We start from the raw sequence: 24070 nt of genomic DNA, 5'->3' as shown, positions 1-24070 counted from the left end.
CACATCAATGCCACAGTGCCCCTGCGGACTACTGCGTTGTCAGTGGTGCCCGATAGTTTACGTGGGTCTTATTTCGCGCCACGCGCTCCACGTTCGAGGGGGACCCCCAAAGTGACCACTCCGCCGCCCCAGGGCCAGAATCCGTTCGCGCAGGGCCAGCCCCCGCAGGGCCAGCCGCCCCAGGGGAACCCGTACGGGCAGCAGCAGCCCCCGCAGGGCTACCCGCCGCACCCGAACGCGCCGTACGCCCCGGTCCCGCCCGAGCCGCCGAAGCGCAACCTCAAGAAGTACCTGCGGTTCGCCATCCCGGTCGTCGTCCTCATAGTCGCCGTCGGCGGCTGGCTGGCCAGCCGTGACGATGCCCAGAGCGCCAAGGTCGGCGACTGCATGAGCATCGGCAACCCGAACAGCACCACCGACCCGGACCTCGAGGTCGTGGACTGCGGCAACTCCAAGGCCGCGTACAAGGTCGAGCAGAAGAAGAGCGACGACTCCGGCTGCGACCGCACCAAGTACGCCGAGTACACCGAGACCGGTGGCAGCAGCGACTTCACCCTCTGCCTGTCGGAGTACTCCTCCAAGTAGGAGCCCGTTGATACACCGAGGGCCGTTGTTTCACGTGAAACAACGGCCCTCGGTGTATCCGGTGCGAGGTCGCGCGGCGGGGTCATGTTTCACGTGAAACATGACCCCGCCGCGCGTCCTCGGCCCTATGACGCCTCAGTTCTGTTCCGCCCACCACTCCTTGAGCGCCGACATCGCGGCGTCGTACTCCATCGGCCCGTTCTCCAGACGCAGTTCCAGCAGGAACTTGTAGGCCTGGCCGATGACCGGCCCCGGTCGGACACCCAGGATCTCCATGATCTGGTTGCCGTCGAGGTCGGGCCGGATCGAGTCCAGCTCCTCCTGCTCCTGGAGCTGTGCCACGCGCTCCTCCAGGCCGTCGTACGCGCGGGACAGAGCGGTGGCCTTGCGCTTGTTGCGGGTCGTGCAGTCGGAGCGGGTCAGCTTGTGGAGGCGGTCCAGGAGCGGTCCCGCGTCACGGACATAGCGGCGGACCGCCGAGTCCGTCCACTCCCCGGTGCCGTAGCCGTGGAAGCGCAGGTGCAGCTCGACCAGGCGCGAGACGTCCCTCACCAGATCGTTGGAGTACTTGAGCGCGGTCATCCGCTTCTTGGTCATCTTGGCCCCCACCACCTCGTGGTGGTGGAAGGAGACTCGCCCGTCCTCCTCGAAGCGACGCGTCCGCGGCTTGCCGATGTCGTGCAGCAGCGCGGCCAGCCGCAGGACGAGGTCCGGACCGTCCTCCTCCAGCTCCATCGCCTGCTCCAGGACGATCAGCGTGTGGTCGTAGACGTCCTTGTGCCGGTGGTGCTCGTCCCGCTCCAGGCGCAGCGCGGGCAGCTCCGGCAGCACACGGTCGGCGAGCCCCGTGTCGACGAGCAGCGTCAGCCCCTTGCGCGGGTGCGCGGAGACGATCAGCTTGTTCAGCTCGTCGCGCACCCGCTCGGACGAGACGATCTCGATGCGATCGGCCATGGCCTTCATCGCCGCGACGACGTCCGGTGCCACCTCGAAGTCGAGCTGCGCGCCGAACCGCGCGGCCCGCATCATCCGCAGCGGGTCGTCGGAGAAGGACGACTCGGGGGTGCCCGGCGTCCGCAGCACGCGGGCGGCGAGATCGTGGAGCCCGCCGTGCGGGTCGATGAACCTCTTCTCGGGAAGCGCCACGGCCATCGCGTTCACCGTGAAGTCACGGCGCACCAGGTCGTCCTCGATGGAGTCCCCGTAGGACACCTCGGGCTTGCGCGAGGTCCGGTCGTACGCCTCCGAGCGGTACGTCGTCACCTCGATCTCGAAGCTCTGCTCGACGTCACCGACACAGGCGTCCTTCTGCGCCCCCACCGTGCCGAAGGCGATGCCGACCTCCCACAGGGCGTCCGCCCAGGGCCGCATGATCTTCAGTACGTCCTCGGGGCGGGCATCGGTCGTGAAGTCCAGGTCGTTGCCGAGCCGGCCGAGGAGGGCGTCCCGGACCGAGCCGCCGACGAGGGCGAGAGCGAACCCGGCCTCCTGAAAACGACGGGCGAGTTCATCGGCGACGGGGGACACCCGCAGCAGCTCGCTCACCGCGCGGCTCTGTACCTGGCTCAGTGCACTGGGACTGTCTTCGTTGGCATTCGACACAACAGAAAAGGGTACGTGGCCGCGGCGCTCCGGAGCGCCTTCATTAAACGTGCACAGATGTCCCGCCACTTCTGTGTCGGGACACCGCCACGAATACGCTCACATAGAGGGACAGCCCGGTCTCATCTTCGATCTTGTGGAGCGGACCGCGGCACTTACCTTCGGCGCGCATCGTTACCATGCGTGGACGCACATCCGACGACCACTGACGACGACGAGGGACGGGCGAGCGCGTGGCCGAGGCGGCAGACTTCCAGGGGACCAGTCCCTCACCTGCCCGCCGGTGGCTGCGGCGCACCGGCGCACTGCTCGCCGGGGCACCTCTACTGGCCGGTGCCCTTCAGCTACCCATGTCTTCGGCCTCGTACGCCTCGGAGCCCGGTGCCGCGTCCGCGGTGACCTCCCGTACGGCCGAGGTCTCCCTGAACTCGCTGAGCCCCAGCGTTCCCTCCGACGGTGACACGATCACCGTCTCCGGCACGATCCTCAACAACGGCAAGCAGCCGATCACCGGCGCGCACGTGGGTCTGCGGGTCGGGCCGACGCTGAACGGCCGCTCGGCCGTCGACGACGTCGCCAAGAGCAACCCCTACGCCGGCACGGAAGTCGGCGGCACGTACGTGGCGAAGTTCTCCAGGCTCGCTCAGGGCGTCGCACAGCCGTTCAGCATCTCCGTACCCGTCGACAAGCTGGATCTCGGCTCCGACGGCGTCTACCAGCTCGGGGTCACCCTGACCGGCCGGACCGCCGCCGCCCCGTACGACCAGATCCTCGGCATCGAGCGGACCTTCCTGCCGTGGCAGCCGGACGCCCCGGACACGAAGACCAGAACGACGTACCTCTGGCCGCTGATCTCGTCCTCCCACATGACGGCCGAGACGGGGTCGAACGAACAGCAGACGCCCGTCTTCGCCGACGACGACCTGGCCGCGGAGCTCTCCCCCGGCGGGCGCCTGGAGCGGCTCCTCAGCCTCGGCAAGGACCTCGACATCACCTGGGTGCTCGACCCGGACCTGCTGGCCTCCGTCGACGCCATGACGCGCAACTACCGCGTCCAGGTGAACGGCTCCAGCACGACGACCGCGGCCGGCACCCACCAGGCGGTGGCCAAGCAGTGGCTCAACGAACTGGAGAAGGCGGTCGAGGACGAAGAAGTCGTCGCCCTCCCCTTCGCCGACCCGGACCTGGCCTCGCTCGCGCACAACGGCACGCCCGTGACCGGGTCGCTGAGCCACCTCAAGGACGCCACCACCGTGGCCTCGACGACCGTGGAGTCGATCCTCCATGTGAAGCCCAGCACGGACTACGCATGGCCCGTGAACGGCGCGATCGACCCGTCGATCGTCAAGGTCGCGACCTCGGCCGGCGCCGACACCGTGCTCTCCCGCAGCGACAGCCTGGAAGAGGCCGGCGCCCTGCCGTACACCCCGTCGGCGGCCCGGCCGATCGGCGGCGGCATCACCGCGGTCGTCGCGGACGCCCGGCTGTCCAAGGCGTTCCAGGGCGACATGACGGTGGCCGGCAACTCCACGCTCGCCGTGCAGCGGTTCCTCGCCCAGAGCCTGATGCTCACCCGCCAGGCCCCGGACAAGCAGCGCACCGTCGTGGTCGCCCCGCAGCGCATGCCGACCGCCGGCCAGGCCAAGACGATGGCACGGGCGCTGACCGCGCTCCAGGACGGGAACTGGTCGCAGTCCGCCGAGCTGTCCGCGGCCACCAAGGCCAAGCCGGACGCGGGCGCCACCACCAGGGTCCCGTCGGCTTCCTCGTACCCCTCCTCACTGCGCAAGCAGGAGCTGCCGCGGACCGCCTTCGAGCAGATCGGCGGCACCCAGCGGAAGCTCGACAGCTTCCAGGTGGTCCTCTCGGACAAGTCCCGGGTGGTCACTCCCTTCGGGCGGGCCATGGACCGGTCGATGTCCACCTCCTGGCGCGGCCGTGCCGTGGAGGCGACGGGGTTCCGCACCGGGGTGGAGCGGTACCTCATCGGACTCACCGAGGGCGTCGGACTGATCGACAAGTCCGAGGCGAAACTCTCGGGCCGCAGCGCCACGATCCCGGTCACCGTGCAGAACAACCTCGTCCAGGGCGTCGACCACCTCGTGCTGCGTCTGACGTCCACCCAGCCGAGCCGCCTCAGCATCGGCGACGGCGCCTACCAGGAGCAGCCGGTCGCGGTCGCCGGCGGGCACAGCCAGTCGGTGAAGTTCACCGCCAACGCCCACGCCAACGGCCGGGCCGGGGTGGTCGCCCAGCTGTTCACCCCGGACGGCCGGCCCTACGGGCCCGAGGTCACCTTCGACGTGAAGGTCACCGAGATCACGGCGACGGTGATGCTGGTCATCGCCGGCGGTGTCCTGCTGCTCGTGCTCGCCGGATTCCGGATGTACACGCAGCGCAAGCGGGAGGCCGCCCGCCAGGCCGCGCTGAAGGCGGAGAACGGTCCCGAGGACGCCGACGCGGAGCACATCACCGCCGGCGGCGCGGGACACGGTGACGGCGCGGAGAACGGTGGCGGACCGGAGGGGGACGGGCACGAGGAGGCGTCCGCCGCCGGGTCGGGGGCACCCGGCCCGGAGCACCCGAGTGACCCTTCACCGGACACCGCACCGGAAATCACCGACCCGTCCGGCACGGGTGAGAGAGTGGACCGTTGAGCGATGTCGTGGCCGGTGGGCCCGGGGACGATGAGGTGGGGTAACCATGAACGCGCCGTACGACGGTGACCGCGGTCAGGGCGCGGGAGGCTCCGGCCGCCCCGACGGCCCGCCGCAGGGCCCGCCGGATCCTGGCGAGGTGCCTCCGCAGCCCGCGGGCGAGGTGTACTTCCAGGACGCCTACGCCCAGGATCCCTACCAGGCACAGGACCTGTCCGCCCAGGACCCCGTCACCGAGGCCCTCTACGACCGGGCCGCGCATCCTCCGCCGCCGCCCGGCACGTACCAGCCCCAGCCCCCGCTCTACTCCCAGCCGCCCCAGACCCCGTACGCACCCGACCCTCGGGTGTGGGCGCAGACCCCGGCCCCCGAGCCGGAGGGCCCCACCCAGTACCTGCCGTACGGGGACGACCCCCGTACGACGCAGTTCGTGGGTGTGGACGACCTGGTGACCCGGGCCGGCGAGGAGCGCCACGAGCCGGACGCGTTCGCCCATCTCTTCCGGGACCAGCAGCAGGGCGGCGTCCAGTCGCAGGCCGGACCGTACGCGGGACCGCCGGCCGGGCCCCCCGCCACACCGCTCGGCGTCCCCGCCCCGGCAGCGGAACCGGCGCCCGCCGCCGCGCCCCCCGGGGCGCCCGCGGGCGCCCCCGCGAAGAAGTCCGGGGGCCGCGCGTCGGGTCTGCTGAAGTCGAGCGCGGTGATGGCGGCCGGCACCATGGTGTCCCGCCTCACCGGCTTCATCCGCTCCGCGCTGATCGTCGCGGCGCTGGGCGTCGGCCTCCTCGGCGACACCTTCCAGGTCGCCTACCAGCTGCCGACGATGATCTACATCCTGACCGTCGGCGGTGGCCTCAACTCCGTCTTCGTACCGCAGCTGGTGCGGGCCATGAAGGACGACGAGGACGGCGGTGAGGCCTTCGCCAACCGGCTCCTCACCCTCGTCGTCGTGGTGCTCGGCGCGCTCACCGCGCTCGCGGTGCTCGCCGCGCCCCTCCTGGTCCGCGCGCTGTCGGCGCCCGTGGCCAGAGACGCGGCGGCCAACGACGTCGCCGTCACCTTCGCCCGCTACTTCCTGCCCACGATCTTCTTCATGGGCATCCACGTCGTGATGGGACAGATCCTCAACGCGCGCGGCAAGTTCGGCGCGATGATGTGGACCCCGGTCCTCAACAACGTCGTCATCATCACGACGCTCGGACTGTTCATCTGGGTGTACGGCACCGCGAGCAGCTCCGGCATGGAAGTCGAGACGATTCCGCCGGAGGGCGAACGGCTGCTCGGCATCGGCGTCCTGCTCGGGCTGGTCGTCCAGGCCGTCGCGATGGTCCCGTACCTGCGGGAGACCGGCTTCCGGCTGCGGCTGCGCTTCGACTGGAAGGGGCACGGCCTCGGCAAGGCGGCCATGCTCGCCAAGTGGACCGTACTCTTCGTCCTCGCCAACCAGGCGGGCGCGATCGTCGTGACCCAGCTGTCCACCGCGGCCGCCAAGGACTCACCGGTCGACGGTGTGGGCTTCGCCGCCTACGCCAACGCCCAGCTCATCTGGGGCCTCCCGCAGGCCATCATCACGGTCTCCCTGATGGCCGCCCTGCTGCCGCGGCTCTCCCGCTCGGCGCACGAGGGCGACACCGGAGCGGTCCGCGACGACATCTCCCAGGGGCTGCGCACGACGGCCGTGGCGATCGTGCCGATCTCCTTCGGCTTCGTCGCACTCGGCGTCCCGATGTGCACCCTGATGTTCGGCGCCTCCGGGACCAGCGAGGCGACGAACATGGGCTACATGCTGATGGCCTTCGGCCTGGGCCTGATCCCGTACTCCGTGCAGTACGTCGTGCTGCGCGCCTTCTACGCGTACGAAGACACCCGCACCCCCTTCTACAACACGGTCATCGTGGCCACCGTCAACGCCGGGGCCTCCGCGCTCTGCTTCTTCCTGCTCCCCCCGCGCTGGGCGGTGGCGGGTATGGCCGCCTCGTACGGTCTCGCCTACGCGATCGGCGTGGGGGTCGCGTGGAGCCGGCTGCGCAGGCGGCTGGGCGGCGACCTGGACGGCGGCCGCGTCCTGCGTACGTACGCGCGGCTCGCGATCGCGGCGGTACCGGCCGCGCTGCTCAGCGGCGCCGCCTGCTACGGGATCGGCCACACGCTGGGACAGGGCGTCGGCGGCTCGTTCGCCTCTCTCGTCGTCGGTGGTGTCGTACTGCTCGGTGTCTTCTACGTCACGGCACGGCGGCTGCGCATCGAGGAACTGAACGCAATGGTCGGCATGGTCCGCGGGCGCCTTGGGCGCTGAAAGCGGGGCAGCCGCACAACCATCGTCCGCGACCGCGTGTCGTGCAGAGGGACGGACTGTGGGCACAATTGGCTTTGGCGTCGGACAGCGTGCAACGGATGGGGAGGCAGGAACGACGGTGGCGGAACGGAGCACGGCTGCCGTCGACGTGGCGGACAACAGCGGCGATGAGCCGCTGACCGCGAAGGCGGACCAGTCCACGGCCGACGGGGTGGCCCAGAACCGGGAGCGGGACACGGACAGCTCGGAGAGCGAAGACGCGCAGGGGAGCGGGGCGGACGAGAGCCCCGGCAGGACCTCACCGCCCGAGCTGCACAGTGGGCACAAACTCGCCAGGCGCTACCGCCTGGAGGAGTGCGTCACCCGTCTGGACGGTTTCAGCAGTTGGCGTGCGGTGGACGAGAAACTCCGCCGTGCCGTCGGTGTGCACCTGCTGCCCGCCGACCATCCACGAGCGCGATCCGTCCTGGCGGCGGCCCGTTCGTCCGCCCTCCTGGGCGACCCACGGTTCGTCCAGGTTCTGGACGCGGTCGAGGAGAACGACCTCGTCTACGTGGTGCACGAATGGCTGCCGGACGCCACGGAGCTGACGGCGCTCCTGGCGGCCGGACCGCTGGAGGTGCACGAGGCATACCAGATGGTCAGCCAGGTCTCCCAGGCGATGGCCGCCGCACACCGCGAGGGGCTGGCTCATCTGAAGCTGACCCCGGGCGCTGTGCTGCGCACCTCGTCCGGCCAGTGGCGCATCCGGGGCCTCGCCGTGAACGCGGCGCTGCGCGGCATCACCTCCGACACCCCGCAGCGCACGGACACCGAGGCGATCGGCGCACTGCTGTACGCCACGCTCACCCAGCGCTGGCCGTACGAGGACGACGCGTACGGCCTCTCCGGGCTACCCAAGGGCGTCGGCCTCATCGCACCCGACCAGGTACGGGCGGGTGTGCACCGAGGCATGTCGGAGCTCGCGATGCGCGCGCTCATCAACGACGGCGCGACCGCGTCCCGCCAGGAACCTCCGTGCACCACTCCGGAGGAGCTGGTGAAGGCGATCGGTGAGATGCCCCGCATCCGGCCGCCGGAGCCCACCTTCACCGCTCCGCCGGAGTACCAGCGCACGACCTACCAGCAGGGCAGCTACGGCCGCCCCGCGCCGCACCCCGGCGGCACGCAGGTGATGCCCGCGCCGCTGCCCCCGCTGCAGACCCGTACCGGCAAGGCCCTCAAGTGGGCGGTGTCCGCGCTTCTCATCGCCGCCCTGGGCCTCGGCAGCTGGCAGCTCGCCGACGCGCTCATGGACCACGGGAAGTCCGACGAGACGGACAACACCCGGACGACGGACGAGAACGACAAGAGCGGCGACAAGACGAAGCCGGCCAAGCCGCTCGCGATCCAGGGCGCCGCGGAGTACTACCCGGACGGAAAGGCCCAGCACGCGAACGACGTGGACCTGACCTACGACAAGGACAGCTCCACGTACTGGCGGACGTACTCCTACCGGGGCGGTCCCACGCTGGCGCCCTTCAAGCAGGGCGTCGGAATCGTCTACGACCTCGGTTCCGAGCAGGACGTGTCGGCGGCGTCGATAGGGCTCTACTACCCGGGCGACCACACGTCGGTCACGCTGTACGCGGCCGACTCGCTGTCGTCCTCCGCGTCCCGCGATTCCATGACGAAGATCGCGTCGGGCACGACCAGTGCCACGGACTTGAAGATCTCGACCAAGAAGGCGGTGAAGACCCGGTACGTTCTGGTCTGGATCACCGCGGTGCCGAACTCGCCCGGCGACGAGTTCAGCAGTGCCGGCTACAAGCAGGCGATCACCGACGTGAAGTTCACCGGCTGAGCGATCCACCGAGGGGGAGGGGGGTTCGATGGCGGACGGCGCCTACAGCGAAGTAAGCGATCAGGACCTCCTCGCCCGTCATGTGGAGGGCGACCCCGACGCCTTCGGCGAGATAGTACGGCGGCACCGTGACCGGCTCTGGGCGGTGGCGCTGCGGACGCTGGGCGACCGCGAGGAAGCCGCTGACGCCGTGCAGGACGCCCTCGTCTCCGCCTACCGGGCCGCCCACACCTTCCGCGGCCAGTCGGCCGTGACGACCTGGCTGCACCGGATCACGGTGAACGCCTGCCTGGACCGTGCCCGCAAGGCCGCCTCCCGGAAGACCTCCCCCGTGGATGACACCGAGCGGCTCGAGCAGCTCCTGGAACCGCACGAGTCGGCCGCCGCCCCGGCCGAGCGCAACGATCTGCACCGTGAGCTGCTCAAGGCGCTGGGCACCCTGCCCGCCGATCAGCGAGCCGCCCTCGTCCTGGTGGACATGCAGGGCTACCCCGTCGCGGAGGCCGCCGGTCTGCTCGACGTGCCGACCGGCACGGTCAAGAGCCGCTGCGCTCGGGGCAGAGCCAGACTTCTCCCCTTGCTCAAGCACCTGCGCACGGACAGCGGAGGGGACAGTGCGAGCAAGAAGTCGGGCGAGGGAAGGAACCGTACGCAGGGGACATCCGTCCCACCCGCAGCGGGACCACATGACGGACCAAGCGATTCAGCGGCTGTGAAGGGCGGAGGTGGGCGAGCGTGACATCCACGACCGGCACGACCGACACGGCCGGACACCCGGACGTCACGGAGATCTCCGACCTCACCGAGGGGCTGCTCCCCCTGTCCCGTTCGGCGGATGTCCGCCGCCACCTGGACGAGTGCACGCTCTGCACCGACGTCTACGACTCGCTGGAAGAGATCCGCGGCATGCTTGGTACGCTGCCGGGCCCGTCCCGCATGCCCGACGACGTCGCGGAACGCATCGACGCCGCGCTCGCGGCCGAAGCCCTGCTGAACGCAGCGGAAGGAGGGGAGGGCGGGCATGTTTCACGTGAAACATCGACCGTCGCGGACCGTCCCTCCGGGCATCCCCGTGCCGCCACCGGACCGGGCCGCACGAACCGCCCCCGTCGCGGACGGCGCAGGACCGCCGTCCTGGGCGCCATGTTCACCGCTGCCGCACTGGGGCTCGGCGGCCTGCTCATCCAGTCGATGGGCAACGACGGCTCGGACAACGACCCGCCGTCGGCCTCCCCGCAGAAGAGCGACTCCGCCGGCACCTTCGCCGGGGAGAAACTGGAGAGCCAGGTCGCGGATCTCCTCGCCAAGGCGGAGGAGAAGAAGGCCGGCAGCTCCCGCCCCGACGGCAGCGCGTCCGCCGATGGACCGAAGGTCCTGGACACCCCCACGAACTCGGTGCCCAGCTGCATCAAGCAAGGAATCGGACGGGACGCGACTCCGCTCGCCTCGAAGGAAGGTTCCTACGAGGGCACGGACGCGTATCTCGTGGTGCTGCCCTCCGCCACCGACAGGACACAGGTCACGGCCTACGTCGTCGACTCCGCCTGTCTGAACAGGCCGTCGGTCTCCGCCGGCAAGGTCCTGCTGGAGCACTCCTACCCGCGGAACTGAGCTGCCTTCGGCTCCGCCACGGACCTTCCTCAGCGCTCTCCGCCCCGAGCGTGCTCTCCCCGTGCGTCGACTCGCCTTCGTGTGCCCGGACACAGTGGGAATGCGCGCCCCTTAGGATCCGTTGGGTGGGGTGAGAGCACTGAGAGAGGCTCCCACCCGGTCGTACGTAGCAGTCCCCAGAGACGAGGAATCAAGCCGTGAGCGACGTCCGAAACGTGATCATCATCGGCTCCGGGCCCGCCGGCTACACGGCGGCGCTCTACACTGCGCGCGCGTCGCTCAAGCCGCTGGTGTTCGAGGGTGCCGTCACCGCAGGTGGTGCCCTCATGAACACGACCGAGGTGGAGAACTTCCCCGGCTTCCAGGACGGCATCATGGGCCCCGAGCTCATGGACAACATGCGGGCGCAGTCCGAGCGCTTCGGCGCCGAGCTGATCCCGGACGACATCGTCTCGGTCGACCTCAGCGGTGAGATCAAGACCGTCACGGACACCGCAGGCACCGTGCACCGGGCGAAGGCCGTCATCGTCACCACCGGCTCCCAGCACCGCAAGCTGGGGCTGCCCAGGGAGGACGCCCTCTCCGGACGCGGCGTCTCCTGGTGTGCGACCTGTGACGGCTTCTTCTTCAAGGACCAGGACATCGCCGTGATCGGCGGCGGCGACACCGCCATGGAGGAGGCCACCTTCCTCTCCCGGTTCGCCAAGTCCGTCACCATCGTCCACCGCCGCGAGACGCTCCGCGCCTCCAAGGCGATGCAGGAGCGTGCCTTCGCCGACCCGAAGATCAAGTTCGTCTGGGACAGCGAGGTGGCCGAGATCCAGGGCGACCAGAAGCTCGCCGGTCTGACACTGCGCAACCTGAAGACCGGTGAGACGTCCGAGCTGCCCGTCACCGGCCTGTTCATCGCGATCGGCCATGACCCGCGCACCGAGCTCTTCAAGGGTCAGCTCGACCTGGACGACGAGGGCTACCTGAAGGTCGAGGCACCCTCGACCCGGACGAACCTGACGGGTGTCTTCGGCGCCGGCGACGTCGTCGACCACACCTACCGCCAGGCGATCACCGCGGCCGGCACCGGCTGCTCCGCTGCTCTCGACGCCGAGCGCTTCCTCTCCGCCCTCGCGGACGGTGAAGTGGCGGAGCCCGAGAAGACCACCGTCTGACCCCCATCCGCCCCACCGCACCAACCAGTTAAGGAGCCCGCCGTGGCCGGCACCCTGAAGCATGTGACCGACGACTCTTTCGAGCAGGACGTACTCAAGAGCGACAAGCCCGTACTGGTGGACTTCTGGGCCGCCTGGTGCGGTCCGTGCCGCCAGATCGCGCCCTCCCTCGAGGCGATCGCCGCCGAGTACGGCGACAAGATCGAGGTCGTCAAGCTCAACATCGACGAGAACCCGGGTACGGCCGCCAAGTACGGCGTCATGTCCATCCCGACCCTGAACGTCTACCAGGGTGGCGAGGTCGCCAAGACCATCGTCGGTGCCAAGCCGAAGGCCATGATCGTGCGGGACCTCGAGGACTTCATCTCCGAGTAGTCCGGCAGCTCGTCGCCCGCGGGCGACGATGTTTCACGTGAAACACGGATGGGCCGACCCGGACGGGTCGGCCCATCCGCATGTCCGGCGGTCCCTACAGCGGACGGAGCGCTGGTTCCTTCTGTACGGCCCCCAGCAACCGGTCGAGCGCCAACTCCACGTCTTCCTTCCAGGAGAGCGTCGTCCGTAGCTCCAGACGCAGTCTCGGGTACGCCGGGTGCGGTCTCACGGTCTTGAAGCCCACGGCGAGCAGATGGTCAGCGGGCAGGACACAGGCCGGCTCCTGCCAGCGGGCGTCCCCGAAAGCCTCGATGGCCTTGAAGCCCCGTCGCAGCAGATCCTTGGCAACCGTCTGAACCATCACACGCCCGAGCCCCTGGCCCTGGAAGTCCGGCAGGATGAACGCCGTCATCAGCTGGATCGCGTCGGGTGAGACCGGACTCGTGGGGAACGCCGTGGAGCGCGGCACGTAGGCGGGCGGTGCATACAGCACGAAGCCCACCGGTACGTCGTCCACATAGACGACCCGGCCGCAGGATCCCCACTCCAGGAGGACGGCGGAGATCCACGCCTCCTTCTCCAGATCGGGAGTGCCTGCCTTTACCGCGGCCTGGCCGCTGACTGGGTCCAGCTCCCAGAAGACACACGCGCGACAACGCTGGGGAAGGTCCTGGAGGTTGTCCAGCGTGAGCGGTACGAGCCGACGCCCCATGAAGGCAGTTCCTCGCTTCCCTCGCTCGCAGCGTCGCGAGCGGCCGTCAGAGCGCTCCGTTCCTTGAGCAGACTACCGACGAACCCGCCGACCGCCCCGAGCCCAAGACCCGCGCTCACCAGTCCGGTGCGGCTCACCGTTCGCATGGCCTCCGCCTCCCCACAGAAGGTGCTGCCAGGTGAATGCGCCATACCCGAACGCATCGTATCGATGATGCGATTCCATCGATACCGACAGAAAGCAAAGAGCGGGCCGTGTTCCGGTACACACCGGACACGGCCCGCTCCGTCGGCCGGTCGGGAGCGACCGGCCGATCGAGACTCAGGACTCCGCTTCGTCGGAGTCGTCGTCCACAAGGTTCTTCTCCAGAACCGGCCCCTCGCCCGGGGCGAGCGACCCGAGGATCCGCTCAAGATCCTCCATCGAGGCGAACTCGACGGTGATCTTGCCCTTCTTCTGCCCGAGGTCGACCTTCACCCGGGTCTCGAAACGGTCCGAGAGACGTGTGGCGAGATCACTCAGAGCCGGGGAGAGCCGAGCACCGGCCCGGGGCCCCTTCGACCGCGGAGCCGCCTGCGGACGCGAACCCATGAGGGTGACGATCTCCTCGACCGCGCGCACCGAGAGCCCCTCGGCCACGATCCGATGAGCGAGGCGGTCCTGCTCCTCGGAGTCCGCGACGGAGAGCAGAGCCCGCGCATGCCCGGCGGAGAGGACCCCTGCGGCGAGGCGCCGCTGAACCGACGGCGACAGCTTCAGCAGACGCAGCGTGTTGGAGACCTGTGGACGCGAACGGCCGATCCGGTCCGCCAGCTGGTCGTGCGTGCAGTTGAAGTCCTGGAGCAGCTGGTCGTAGGCGGCAGCCTCCTCCAGCGGATTCAGCTGAGCCCGGTGCAGGTTCTCCAGGAGGGCGTCCAGGAGGAGCTTCTCGTCGTCCGTGGCCCGCACGATCGCCGGGATGGCATCGAGCCCCGCTTCACGGCAGGCCCTCCAGCGCCGCTCGCCCATGATGAGCTCGTAGCGCGTCGGGCCGGTCTGCCGTACGACGACCGGCTGGAGAAGCCCGACCTCCTTGATGGAGGTGACCAGTTCGGCAAGAGCGTCCTCGTCGAACACCTCTCGGGGCTGACGCGGGTTCGGCGTGATGAAGTCGAGAGGCAGCTCGGCGAAGTGCGCTCCCACGGGTGCCGCCGGAGCCTCCCCGAACACGCTCGTCGACGACTCTTCCGTTTCACGTGAAACATGGGCCGGTGGAAGTGCGGCCACCTTGGCCGCCGCCACTCCGCGCTCCGCGGTGAGCACCGGTACGGCTCCCGCCGACGCGGACGCTCCGCCGCCCATCGCCGGTGGTACTGCCTTCTCCCCTGTCGGGGCAGCAGGGATCAGTGCGCCGAGACCACGGCCCAACCCCCTCCGTCGCTCGCTCACTGGATCCCCTCCACCAAGTTCTGTTCGTTGTGTGCGCCCACGTGGGCATGCTGCGCGTCGTAGGCCACGCCGGCCCCGCGCAGCGCGATCTCTCGCGCCGCCTCAAGGTACGAGAGGGCTCCGCTCGACCCAGGGTCGTAGGTCAAGACCGTCTGTCCGTAGCTGGGAGCTTCGGAGATACGGACCGAGCGCGGAATACTCGTCCGCAGTACCTCTTCGCCGAAGTGGCTCCGCACCTCTTCGGCGACCTGGGACGCGAGGCGGGTCCTGCCGTCGTACATGGTGAGCAGGATCGTCGACACGTGCAGGTTGCGGTTGAGGTGCCCCCGCACGAGGTCGACGTTGCGCAGCAGCTGACCCAGACCTTCCAGGGCGTAGTACTCGCACTGGATCGGGATGAGGACCTCGGCACCGGCGACGAGCGCGTTGACCGTCAGCAGCCCCAGCGAGGGCGGGCAGTCGATGAGGATGTAGTCCAGCGGCTGCTCGTACGCCTGGATCGCGCGTTCCAGTCGGCTCTCACGTGCCACCAGGGACACCAGCTCGATCTCCGCACCGGCGAGATCGATCGTGGCAGGCGCACAGAAGAGTCCCTCGACATCGGGGACCGCTTGAACGACCTCGGAGAGTGGCCTGCTGTCGATCAGCACGTCGTAGATGGACGGAACTTCGGCGTGATGATCGATCCCCAGTGCGGTGGAGGCGTTGCCCTGGGGATCCAGATCGATCACCAGGACACGACCGCCGTGCAGCGCGAGAGAGGCAGCGAGGTTGACCGTGGTCGTGGTCTTACCGACCCCGCCCTTCTGGTTCGCAACCACCATCACGCGGGTCTGCTCGGGCCGTGGCAGGCCCTCGCCGGCTCGGCCTAGAGCCTCCACAGCAAGTTGGGCAGCACGACCGATGGGAGTGTCGTCCATCGGGGGCGGTGTTTCACGTGAAACATCGTCCCCCATCGACTCGGTTCGGGGACCGGGGACCGGATCGGTCATCGGTCCCGCGATGTTGGCGTCGGACCGCAAGGATTCACTCTCCTCGACTTCAGGCTCGCAATGAACAGAGCCTCCCATGCCTTCGGGGTCGTGAACCAGCGAGGCCCGGTCTTCTGTGGAGAAATCCACCTCTGTGGACAACTCCGTGACCTCCTCGGGGGACACAACGGCCCCCGGCGAGGGTCTTTTTTCGAATGATCGCAGGGATCCCAGAGGGTTACGGTCGCGGGGTTCGGCCGCAGCGCGCCCGCGACCGATGATGCCGTGCAGCAGTGAGCGACGTTTCACGTGAAACACGATGCACAGCGCGCGGGGCTGTCACGGCGCGACACTCCGGCATGGATAGGTTCGGCAGCTTGTGTGGAGTACGTCTCGTCGTCAGGACGGATCATTCAACGAGTCTCCACCCTGAACGCCATGGCCAGAACCGAACACCCCCGCCGGGCCGCGCTCAGCGACGCCGCCTGACCCGTCCCGTCCGAGCCGCCTTCGCTCGTTTGGCCGCAAAACGCACGCCACCGGGGCTCTCCCCGACCTCCACGCGCACCACCGTGGCCAAAGGCTCCACGACACCTTCACCGACATGCAGCACCGAGGTGTCCACGGCTCCGAGCTTGCTCAGGGCCGCCCCGGCGCTCTTGACCTCTTCCTCCGCGGTGTCGCCCTTGAGGAGCAGCATCTCCCCGTACGGACGCAGCAGGGGGACGCCCCACGCCGCGAGACGGTCCAGCGGGGCCACCGCGCGGGCGGTCACCACATGGACCGGCTGCAGCGTGCCCAGGACCTCCTCGGCGCGCCCACGGACGACGGTGACATGGTCGAGCCCCAGCAGCTCGACGACCTCGTTGAGGAAGTTGGTGCGCCGCAGCAGCGGCTCAAGGAGTGTGATCTTGAGATCCGGGCGGACGAGGGCCAGCGGGATGCCGGGCAGTCCCGCACCGGACCCGACGTCGCACACGGTCACGCCCTCAGGAACCACCTCGGAGAGCACCGCGCAGTTCAACAGGTGCCGTTCCCACAGCCGGGGTACTTCACGGGGACCGATCAGACCACGCTGAACTCCCGCGTCGGCCAGCAACTCCGCGTAGCGCACCACGTCCGCGAAGCGATCACCGAATACCGCCCGAGCCTGCTCGGGCGCAGGGGGGAGCTCCGCTGACTCCGTCACGGGGAACCGTCCTTCCGTACCGCTTGAGCGCACTGCGCGCTGACTACAAGGACTATCAGGAACTACTGAGGATCGATCGAGAGCGTCAGCCGAGGGCTACCGCGCTGACAAAGCTCGGCCCCGCCTGCGAACGCAGACGGGGCCGGGACGACGACGTGCTTGATCAGGCGGGGAGCACGACGACGAAGCGCTGCGGCTCCTCGCCCTCGGACTCGCTGCGCAGGCCGGCGGCCTTGACGGCGTCGTGCACCACCTTGCGCTCGAAGGGGGTCATCGCCTCCATCTTGACCGGCTCGCCGGAGCTCCTGACCTCGGCGGCGGCCTTCGCACCCAGCTCGGAGAGCTCCTCACGCTTCTTGGCACGGTAACCGGCGATGTCCAGCATCAGCCGGCTGCGGTCCCCGGTCTCCCGGTGCACGGCCAGGCGCGTGAGCTCCTGGAGGGCTTCCAGCACCTCGCCGTCACGGCCGACCAGCTTCTGCAGCTCGCGGCCGTTGTCACTGATGATCGAGACGGCCGCACGATCGGCCTCGACATCCATGTCGATGTCGCCGTCGAGGTCGGCGATGTCCAGCAGACCCTCGAGGTAGTCGGCCGCGATCTCGCCCTCCTGCTCGAGGCGGGTCAGGGTGTCGCCACTCTCAGGGGCAGCGGAGGTGGTGCCTTCCGTCACGGGATGGACTCCTTCTTACTTCTTGGACGGGGACTTGGGCCGCTGTGGGCCCTTGCGCTGTCCGGACTGGGCCTTGCTGCGGGTGCCACCGGACGCGGGCTTGCCGGAGGCGGGCTTGCCGGCCGCCGGCTTCGGGCCGGGCTTGGCGTCCTGCGGTTCGTCGGACTTGCTGAGAGAGGTCTTCGGCTCGGACTCGTCCGTCGCCTTGGCACCGCCCTGGACCGCGCCCGACTGCCGCTGGGACTTGCTCTGCCGCTTGGGCTGCTGACGCTTGGGAGCGCCGCCCGTGGCCGGGGTGCCGTCCTCGGGCTCGACGAGGGTCGAGGCCTCGCTCTTCACCACGCTGCCGTCGGCCTGCGCGGCCAGACCGGCCTTGGTCAGGCCGTTGATGAACTTGCGCTCGGACTCGTTGCGGTCGCGGCCCTTGGCGACGATGGCCTTGACGATGGCCTTCTGTCCGCGCCCGCGTGTCTTCTCGTGCTGTGTGACGTGCTTGTGCAGGCGCTCCAGGTAGGAGGCCTGAGCCTTGGAGCCCGGAGTCGGGTTGTTGCGGATGACGTACATCTGCTGGCCCATGGTCCACACGTTGGTGGTCAGCCAGTAGACGAGGACACCGACCGGGAAGTTGATACCGAAGACGGCGAACATGACCGGGAAGACGTACATCAGCATCTTCTGCTGCTGCATGAACGGCGTCTTCACCGTCGTGTCGACGTTCTTCGTCATCAGCTGGCGCTGCGTGTAGAACTGCGAGAACGACATCAGGACGATCATGATCGCCGTGACGACGCGCACGTCGGTGATCGTGGAGCCCAGCGCCTCGACCTTGCTGCTGCCGTCCGTGAACTTCGCGGCCAGCGGAGCTCCGAAGATGTGCGCCTTCTGCGCACTCTCCAGCAGGCGGTCGTTGATCACGCCGATGGTGTCGTTCGACGCGATGCCGTTGAGCACGTGGTAGAGGGCGAAGAAGAACGGGGACTGCGCCAGGATGGGAAGACACGAGGAGAGCGGGTTGGTGCCCGTCTCCTTGTACAGCTTCATCATCTCTTCGGACTGGCGCTGCTTGTCGTTCTTGTAGCGCTCCTGGATCTTCTTCATCTCGGGCTGAAGCGTCTGCATCGCCCGAGTCGCCTTGATCTGCTTCACGAAGAGCGGGATCAGGCAGATACGGATCAGGATCACCAGGGACACGATGGACAAGCCCCAGGCCCAGCCCGTGTCCGGGCCGAAGATGGCTCCGTACACCGAGTGGAACTGGACGATGACCCAGGAGACTGGTGTCGTGATGAAGCTGAAAATGCCGGCAATCGTGTCCACTAATCAGGCTCCTTGAGCATGGGACGGGGTCTCGGCGGCCGGGCTCGAGGGATGGTTGGACATACCGTGCCCCTCGGTGGCCGGTTCGGCGGCGGAGTTCCCGCCCTTGCGTGCACGCCAGGCGTTGCGCAGCATTTCGTGCCACCGCGGACGCCTGCGCGGCGGGACATGGTCCACACCGCCGGGCGACCACGGATTGCACCGCAGAATGCGCCAGGCGGTGAGTGCCGTTCCCTTGATCGCACCGTGCCGGTCGATGGCCTGGTACCCGTAGTGGGAACACGACGGGTAGTACTTGCACACCGGCCCGAGCAACGGGCTGATGATCCACTGGTACACCTTGATGAGAGCCAGCAGCGGGTACTTCATCGCGCGCCCCCTCCCAGCAGCCGCTCCAGAGCGGCGTCCAGGTCTCGGGCCAGCTGTGCATGGTCGGCATCACCCGCACCGGGCAACGCTCGTACGACTACCAGGCTACCGGGGGTCAGCAGAGCCACTCGTTCACGCATCAGGTGGCGCAGCCGACGCTTCACCCTGTTGCGTACGACGGCTCCGCCCACGGCCTTACTGACAACGAAACCCGCACGCGTCGAGGGAGTGCTCTCCCCAGGCACGTGCGGGTCGGTTGCACCGCTACGAAGGTGGACGACGAGGAGCGGGCGGCCGGCCCGGCGTCCTCGGCGTACCGCGGTCGCGAAGTCCTCGCGCCGCCTCAGCCGATGCTCGGAAGGCAGCACGTCATGACCTGTTTAGGTAATCAGGCGGACAGGCTGCTGCGACCCTTGACACGGCGGTTCGCCAGGATCGCGCGCCCGGCACGGGTACGCATCCGCAGGCGGAAGCCGTGGGTCTTGGCACGACGACGGTTGTTCGGCTGGAAGGTGCGCTTGCTCACTCGGGGGCTCCAGAAAGAATCGGTAGTTGCGGGGTGCCGTCCTGGCTGTCACCGTGCGCCCACGAGTAGCTCGCTTACGCCCGAGTGCACCGCTTCCCGATCACTGTTTCGCGATCTGTGCCCATCGGAGGCAGGCGGCAGCAGCCATCGACAACTCGACCTGGTCACGGTACGCGCGGCTACGCCATCCGGTCAAACCAGCGTTGCCCAGGAGACACTATCCACAGGCTGGGGACAACAACTTGAACCGCACGGGTCGCCCTGACTACCGTGGCCGGACTCCGGTTCGTTCCCTTCTCTCCGCTCCATCTCATTCGTTCCGGCCTCTTCAGCTGCTTCGCCCACCCCGCCCACTGAGTTCCAACCCAATCCGTCCCAGGAATCACACGTTCGTGGGACCCCGTGAGAGAGCGTGCCCTGTGGCTGACGTACCTGCCGATCTTGCCGCAGTGTGGCCACGAGTATTGGAGCAACTTCTCGGTGAGAGCCGCGGGCAGGGTGTCGAGACCAAGGACGAGCACTGGATCAAGCGCTGCCAGCCGCTGGCGCTGGTGGCGGACACCGCACTGCTCGCGGTCCCGAACGAGTTCGCGAAGGGCGTCCTCGAAGGGCGTCTGGCGCCGATCGTCAGCGACACGCTGAGCCGCGAGTGCGGCCGCCCGATCCGGATCGCGATCACCGTCGATGACTCCGTCGGGGAGTCCGCCCCGCCACCGTCGCTGCCCGCCCAGCAGTCCCGGCCGCGCTACGAGGAGCCCGAGCGCCCGTCCTCGCAGGGACCCGACGGCTACCGGGGGGGATACGGCCGCCACCGTGCGGAGGACCGCATGGACGACCACCCCCAGGACCGCCAGGACCAGCAGCCGCCCTCCCACGAGGACCAGCTCCCGACGGCCCGCCCCGCCTACCCCGACTACCAGCGCCCCGGCGCCTGGCCGCGTCCCCCGCAGGACGACTACGGATGGCAGCAGCAGCGGCTCGGCTTCCCGGACCGTGACCCCTACGCGTCCCCGCCGCGGGACTACCGGCAGCAGCCCGGCCGCTCCCCGTACGAGCCGCGGTCCGACTACGACCAGCAGCGCCCCGACTACGACCAGCGCTCGGACTACGACCAGCGCCAGGACCGCCGTGAGCGGTCCGAGCCGCCGTCGCCCTCCGCCATGGGGCATGTCCACCGCGGTGGACCCGTCGGTTCCTCGCTGCCCGCCTCCAGCGGCGCGCCGGGCCCGCTGGCCGCCCAGCCGGCTCCCGCGACGGGCCCCGGTGAGCCCACCGCGCGTCTCAATCCGAAGTACCTCTTCGACACCTTCGTCATCGGTGCCTCGAACCGTTTCGCGCACGCGGCCGCGGTCGCCGTCGCCGAGGCGCCGGCCAAGGCCTACAACCCGTTGTTCATCTACGGGGAGTCCGGCCTCGGCAAGACGCACCTGCTGCACGCGATCGGGCACTACGCGCGCAGCCTCTATCCCGGCACCCGGGTGCGGTACGTGAGCTCCGAGGAGTTCACCAACGAGTTCATCAACTCCATCCGCGACGGCAAGGGCGACAGCTTCCGCAAGCGGTACCGCGAGATGGACATCCTGCTCGTCGACGACATCCAGTTCCTGGCGGACAAGGAGTCGACGCAGGAGGAGTTCTTCCACACCTTCAACACGCTCCACAACGCGAACAAGCAGATCGTGCTCTCCAGCGACCGGCCGCCCAAACAGCTGGTGACGCTGGAGGACCGCCTGCGGAACCGCTTCGAGTGGGGCCTGATCACCGACGTCCAGCCGCCCGAGCTGGAGACCCGTATCGCCATCCTCCGCAAGAAGGCGGTGCAGGAGCAGCTCAACGCCCCGCCCGAGGTGCTGGAGTTCATCGCGTCCCGCATCTCGCGCAACATCCGCGAGCTGGAGGGCGCGCTGATCCGGGTGACGGCGTTCGCGTCGCTCAACCGGCAGCCGGTCGACCTCGGCCTCACCGAGATCGTCCTCAAGGACCTGATCCCCGGCGGCGAGGACTCGTCGCCGGAGATCACCGCGCCGGCCATCATGGCGGCCACCGCCGACTACTTCGGCCTCACGGTGGACGACCTGTGCGGTTCCTCGCGCAGCCGGGTGCTGGTGACGGCGCGCCAGATCGCCATGTACCTCTGCCGTGAGCTCACGGATCTGTCCCTGCCGAAGATCGGGGCGCAGTTCGGCGGCCGCGACCACACGACCGTCATGCACGCCGACCGCAAGATCCGCGCGCTGATGGCCGAGCGCCGCTCGATCTACAACCAGGTCACCGAGCTCACGAACCGCATCAAGAACGGCTGACAGCACGGCGGTACGTCGCCGAGGGCGCCCCGGGACTCGTTCCCGAGGGCGCCTTTCGCTGTTCCGCAGACGCCCCGAGAGCGGGGCCGGACACACCCACGGGGGTCTTCGGCACCCTTCGCGGGCTCTCCGGAAGCCCTTCCGGACGGGTCTGAGGCCGTCCCGGGCCGGATCCGGAGCCGGTCCGGCGTTACCGGACAGCCATCCACTGTTCGAATACGCGCCAGGTTACGGGCGTCCTCCACAGATTCGGGTACTTTCTGGCGTCCACAGCCTGGGGACTGAGAAGTTGTCCAGATCGTATCCACAGGGGGTGCCGCCGAAAGAGCATCGTCCCAGCTCAGTCGCCTGTGGATTCGTGGACGAATGTTTTCCACAGCCTGTGGACAGAGAAACGATCCACAGGCCGCTCCGGAAGTTGTCCACCGGCGACCCACAGGCTAGGGGCAGTTGTCCCCAGTGATCGTCAGCTTCTCCACATCGCTGTCCACTGTTCGGCAACTCGACGCGCGTTCTCACCGTGTCGAGTGAAAGGCGTCACACGAAGGTGCCGGGTTGGCCTGTGGGGAACCTGGGTAAAGCTGGGGACGGATCTGGGGAGAACTACCCCTTGCCTGTGCATCGAGTGTGCAGAACTTTTCCCCGTCCACAGAAGAGGCGTGTTATCCACCGCCTCCACCCACAGGCCCGGTGGACAAAAAACCTGCTCTGACCTGCGAATACGAGGTTATCCACGGTATCCACAGCCCCTACTACTACTGACAACTAGAGAGAGCCAGAGAACCGTTTCGAAGCCTGGGCTGTGCACAACTCGCGTCCGGCACCTCAGGTGCCGCTCGGTACGACTTGACCCCGAGGGGCACCGACTGTCAGCCCGGTACGTCAGACTGGTCCCCGGAGTCCTGCCCGTCAGTGGGCTGAGCGACACCGAGTCAGACGACGAAGACCAGCAGGGCGAGAGCGCCGGCAACAGACGGAGGCGGCAACGGTGAAGATCCGGGTGGAACGCGACGTACTCGCGGAGGCAGTGGCCTGGGCGGCACGCAGCCTCCCGGCCCGTCCGCCGGCTCCTGTACTCGCCGGCCTGCTCCTGAAGGCCGAGGAGGGCGCGCTGAGCCTCTCCAGCTTCGACTACGAGGTCTCGGCACGCGTCTCGGTGGACGCCGAGATCGACGAGGAAGGCACGGTGCTCGTCTCCGGCCGGCTGCTCGCCGACATCTGCCGTGCCCTGCCCAACCGGCCGGTGGAGATTTCCACAGACGGTGTACGGGCGACGGTGGTCTGCGGCTCCTCCCGCTTCACCCTCCACACACTGCCTGTGGAGGAGTACCCGGCACTGCCGCAGATGCCGTCCGCGACCGGCACCGTCCCCGGTGAGGTCTTCGCCTCCGCCGCGGCCCAGGTGGCCATCGCCGCGGGCCGTGACGACACCCTGCCCGTCCTCACCGGTGTGCGCATCGAGATCGAGGGCGACACGGTCACCCTGGCCTCGACCGACCGCTACCGCTTCGCCGTCCGCGAGTTCCTGTGGAAGCCGGAGAACCCGGAGGCGTCCGCTGTCGCCCTGGTGCCCGCCAAGACGCTCCTGGACACCGCCAAGGCCCTCACGAGCGGCGACAGCGTGATCCTGGCGCTGTCCGGCTCCGGAGCCGGAGAGGGCCTCATCGGCTTCGAGGGCGCCGGCCGGCGTACGACCACGCGGCTGCTGGAGGGCGACCTCCCGAAGTACCGCTCGCTGTTCCCGACGGAGTTCAACTCGATCGCCGTCATCGAGACCGCCCCCTTCGTGGAGGCCGTCAAGCGTGTGGCCCTGGTCGCCGAGCGGAACACCCCGGTGCGCCTGAGCTTCGAGCAGGGCGTGCTCATCCTGGAGGCCGGCTCCAGCGACGACGCACAGGCTGTGGAGAGGGTCGACGCCCAGCTGGAGGGCGACGACGTCTCGATCGCCTTCAACCCGACGTTCCTGCTGGACGGGCTGAGCGCCATCGACTCACCCGTCGCGCAGCTCTCCTTCACGACGTCCACCAAGCCGGCGCTGCTCAGCGGCAGGCCCGCGCTGGACGCCGAGGCGGACGAGGCCTACAAGTACCTGATCATGCCGGTGCGGCTCAGCGGCTGACGAAGAGCCGCAGGTGAGGGCGTACGTCTGAGCGGCTATGCCCACAGGTGTGCAGGAGAGTCCGGGTTTAGGCTCGGACGCAGGTACGAAAGTGCACTCCTGCCACCTCGCTAGTGAAGGAAATACCTGATGGAGCTCGGTCTCGTCGGCCTCGGCAAGATGGGCGGCAACATGCGTGAGCGCATCCGCCGCGCAGGTCACACCGTCATCGGATACGACCGCAATCCGGAGCTAGCCGACGTGGGCAGTCTGGCCGAGCTGGTGGGCGGCCTGACGGGTCCGCGGGTGGTGTGGGTGATGGTCCCGGCCGGTGCCGCGACGCAGTCCA

Annotated in this window: 21 protein-coding genes; 11 read left to right on the top strand and 10 right to left on the bottom strand. The window is 68.7% G+C overall.

Annotated elements, in window-relative coordinates; genetic code table 11:
• Nucleotides 1-111: 111 nt before the first annotated feature.
• Nucleotides 112-585, top strand: coding sequence for a hypothetical protein (locus ACLVWQ_RS31370; RefSeq protein ID WP_414112621.1), 474 nt, complete (start codon nucleotides 112-114; stop codon nucleotides 583-585).
• Between the two features lie 135 nt (nucleotides 586-720).
• Here ACLVWQ_RS31370 and ACLVWQ_RS31365 read toward each other — a convergent pair whose 3' ends face one another.
• Nucleotides 721-2187 carry a CCA tRNA nucleotidyltransferase gene (locus ACLVWQ_RS31365; protein ID WP_414112620.1) on the bottom strand — a complete coding sequence of 489 codons (1467 nt, stop codon included), beginning with the start codon at nucleotides 2185-2187 and terminating at the stop codon, nucleotides 721-723.
• A gap of 233 nt (nucleotides 2188-2420) precedes the next feature.
• Here ACLVWQ_RS31365 and ACLVWQ_RS31360 point away from each other — a divergent pair, with 233 nt between their 5' ends.
• The 7 genes from ACLVWQ_RS31360 (at nucleotide 2421) to trxA (ending at nucleotide 12135) form a co-directional block, all read left to right on the top strand.
• On the top strand, nucleotides 2421-4844 hold the full coding sequence (locus ACLVWQ_RS31360) for a DUF6049 family protein (RefSeq protein ID WP_414112619.1): 2424 nt from the start codon (nucleotides 2421-2423) through the stop codon (nucleotides 4842-4844).
• A 46-nt stretch (nucleotides 4845-4890) separates the two neighbouring features.
• Nucleotides 4891-7140 (top strand): murein biosynthesis integral membrane protein MurJ, encoded by a 2250-nt coding sequence (gene murJ, locus ACLVWQ_RS31355; protein WP_414112618.1) that lies wholly within the window; start codon nucleotides 4891-4893, stop codon nucleotides 7138-7140.
• A 118-nt stretch (nucleotides 7141-7258) separates the two neighbouring features.
• Nucleotides 7259-8983 (top strand): protein kinase family protein, encoded by a 1725-nt coding sequence (locus ACLVWQ_RS31350; protein ID WP_414112617.1) that lies wholly within the window; start codon nucleotides 7259-7261, stop codon nucleotides 8981-8983.
• A 28-nt stretch (nucleotides 8984-9011) separates the two neighbouring features.
• Entirely contained in the window at nucleotides 9012-9722 is a 711-nt protein-coding gene (sigM, locus tag ACLVWQ_RS31345) for an RNA polymerase sigma factor SigM (RefSeq protein ID WP_414112616.1), read from the top strand.
• Nucleotides 9719-10594 carry a hypothetical protein gene (locus tag ACLVWQ_RS31340; RefSeq protein ID WP_414112615.1) on the top strand — a complete coding sequence of 292 codons (876 nt, stop codon included), beginning with the start codon at nucleotides 9719-9721 and terminating at the stop codon, nucleotides 10592-10594. Before sigM ends, ACLVWQ_RS31340 begins: the two co-directional genes overlap by 4 nt.
• Before the next feature lie 197 nt (nucleotides 10595-10791).
• Nucleotides 10792-11760, top strand: coding sequence for a thioredoxin-disulfide reductase (gene trxB, locus ACLVWQ_RS31335; RefSeq protein ID WP_414112614.1), 969 nt, complete (start codon nucleotides 10792-10794; stop codon nucleotides 11758-11760).
• 42 nt (nucleotides 11761-11802) lie between these two features.
• Nucleotides 11803-12135, top strand: a complete 333-nt coding sequence (gene trxA, locus ACLVWQ_RS31330) for a thioredoxin (protein WP_414112613.1) — start codon at nucleotides 11803-11805, stop codon at nucleotides 12133-12135.
• 94 nt (nucleotides 12136-12229) lie between these two features.
• On the opposite strand, the gene ACLVWQ_RS31325 is transcribed toward trxA, so the two are convergent.
• From ACLVWQ_RS31325 to rpmH, 9 genes are all read right to left on the bottom strand, one after another.
• On the bottom strand, nucleotides 12230-12847 hold the full coding sequence (locus ACLVWQ_RS31325) for a GNAT family N-acetyltransferase (protein WP_414112612.1): 618 nt from the start codon (nucleotides 12845-12847) through the stop codon (nucleotides 12230-12232).
• A 321-nt stretch (nucleotides 12848-13168) separates the two neighbouring features.
• Nucleotides 13169-14275, bottom strand: a complete 1107-nt coding sequence (locus ACLVWQ_RS31320) for a ParB/RepB/Spo0J family partition protein (RefSeq protein WP_414112611.1) — start codon at nucleotides 14273-14275, stop codon at nucleotides 13169-13171.
• Entirely contained in the window at nucleotides 14272-15345 is a 1074-nt protein-coding gene (locus tag ACLVWQ_RS31315) for a ParA family protein (RefSeq protein ID WP_414112821.1), read from the bottom strand. The genes ACLVWQ_RS31320 and ACLVWQ_RS31315 overlap by 4 nt, the downstream gene beginning before the upstream one ends.
• A gap of 373 nt (nucleotides 15346-15718) precedes the next feature.
• A complete protein-coding gene (gene rsmG, locus ACLVWQ_RS31310; protein ID WP_414112610.1) occupies nucleotides 15719-16435 on the bottom strand; it encodes a 16S rRNA (guanine(527)-N(7))-methyltransferase RsmG in 717 nt (238 codons plus the stop codon).
• A 163-nt stretch (nucleotides 16436-16598) separates the two neighbouring features.
• On the bottom strand, nucleotides 16599-17108 hold the full coding sequence (locus tag ACLVWQ_RS31305) for a protein jag (protein ID WP_414112609.1): 510 nt from the start codon (nucleotides 17106-17108) through the stop codon (nucleotides 16599-16601).
• Nucleotides 17109-17123: 15 nt separating this feature from the next.
• Entirely contained in the window at nucleotides 17124-18425 is a 1302-nt protein-coding gene (yidC, locus tag ACLVWQ_RS31300) for a membrane protein insertase YidC (protein WP_414112608.1), read from the bottom strand.
• Between the two features lie 3 nt (nucleotides 18426-18428).
• Nucleotides 18429-18794 (bottom strand): membrane protein insertion efficiency factor YidD, encoded by a 366-nt coding sequence (gene yidD / locus ACLVWQ_RS31295; protein WP_414112607.1) that lies wholly within the window; start codon nucleotides 18792-18794, stop codon nucleotides 18429-18431.
• Nucleotides 18791-19162, bottom strand: coding sequence for a ribonuclease P protein component (gene rnpA / locus ACLVWQ_RS31290; protein ID WP_414112606.1), 372 nt, complete (start codon nucleotides 19160-19162; stop codon nucleotides 18791-18793). The genes yidD and rnpA overlap by 4 nt, the downstream gene beginning before the upstream one ends.
• Nucleotides 19163-19182: 20 nt before the next feature.
• Nucleotides 19183-19320 carry a 50S ribosomal protein L34 gene (gene rpmH / locus ACLVWQ_RS31285; RefSeq protein ID WP_055512249.1) on the bottom strand — a complete coding sequence of 46 codons (138 nt, stop codon included), beginning with the start codon at nucleotides 19318-19320 and terminating at the stop codon, nucleotides 19183-19185.
• A 419-nt stretch (nucleotides 19321-19739) separates the two neighbouring features.
• Here rpmH and dnaA point away from each other — a divergent pair, with 419 nt between their 5' ends.
• From dnaA to ACLVWQ_RS31270, 3 genes are all read left to right on the top strand, one after another.
• A complete protein-coding gene (gene dnaA, locus ACLVWQ_RS31280; protein WP_414112605.1) occupies nucleotides 19740-21623 on the top strand; it encodes a chromosomal replication initiator protein DnaA in 1884 nt (627 codons plus the stop codon).
• 988 nt (nucleotides 21624-22611) lie between these two features.
• Nucleotides 22612-23742: a DNA polymerase III subunit beta gene (gene dnaN / locus ACLVWQ_RS31275; RefSeq protein WP_107020400.1), complete on the top strand. Its 1131-nt coding sequence runs from the start codon at nucleotides 22612-22614 to the stop codon at nucleotides 23740-23742.
• 129 nt (nucleotides 23743-23871) lie between these two features.
• On the top strand, nucleotides 23872-24070 hold a 199-nt coding region (locus ACLVWQ_RS31270; RefSeq protein ID WP_414112604.1), incomplete at its 3' end, for an NAD(P)-binding domain-containing protein.

The sequence above is a fragment of the Streptomyces sp. CWNU-52B genome (assembly GCF_047444975.1).
Lineage (GTDB): Bacteria > Actinomycetota > Actinomycetes > Streptomycetales > Streptomycetaceae > Streptomyces.
The sequence above is the reverse complement of the archived record's forward strand: the minus strand, read 5'-3'. Positions and strand labels throughout refer to the sequence as shown.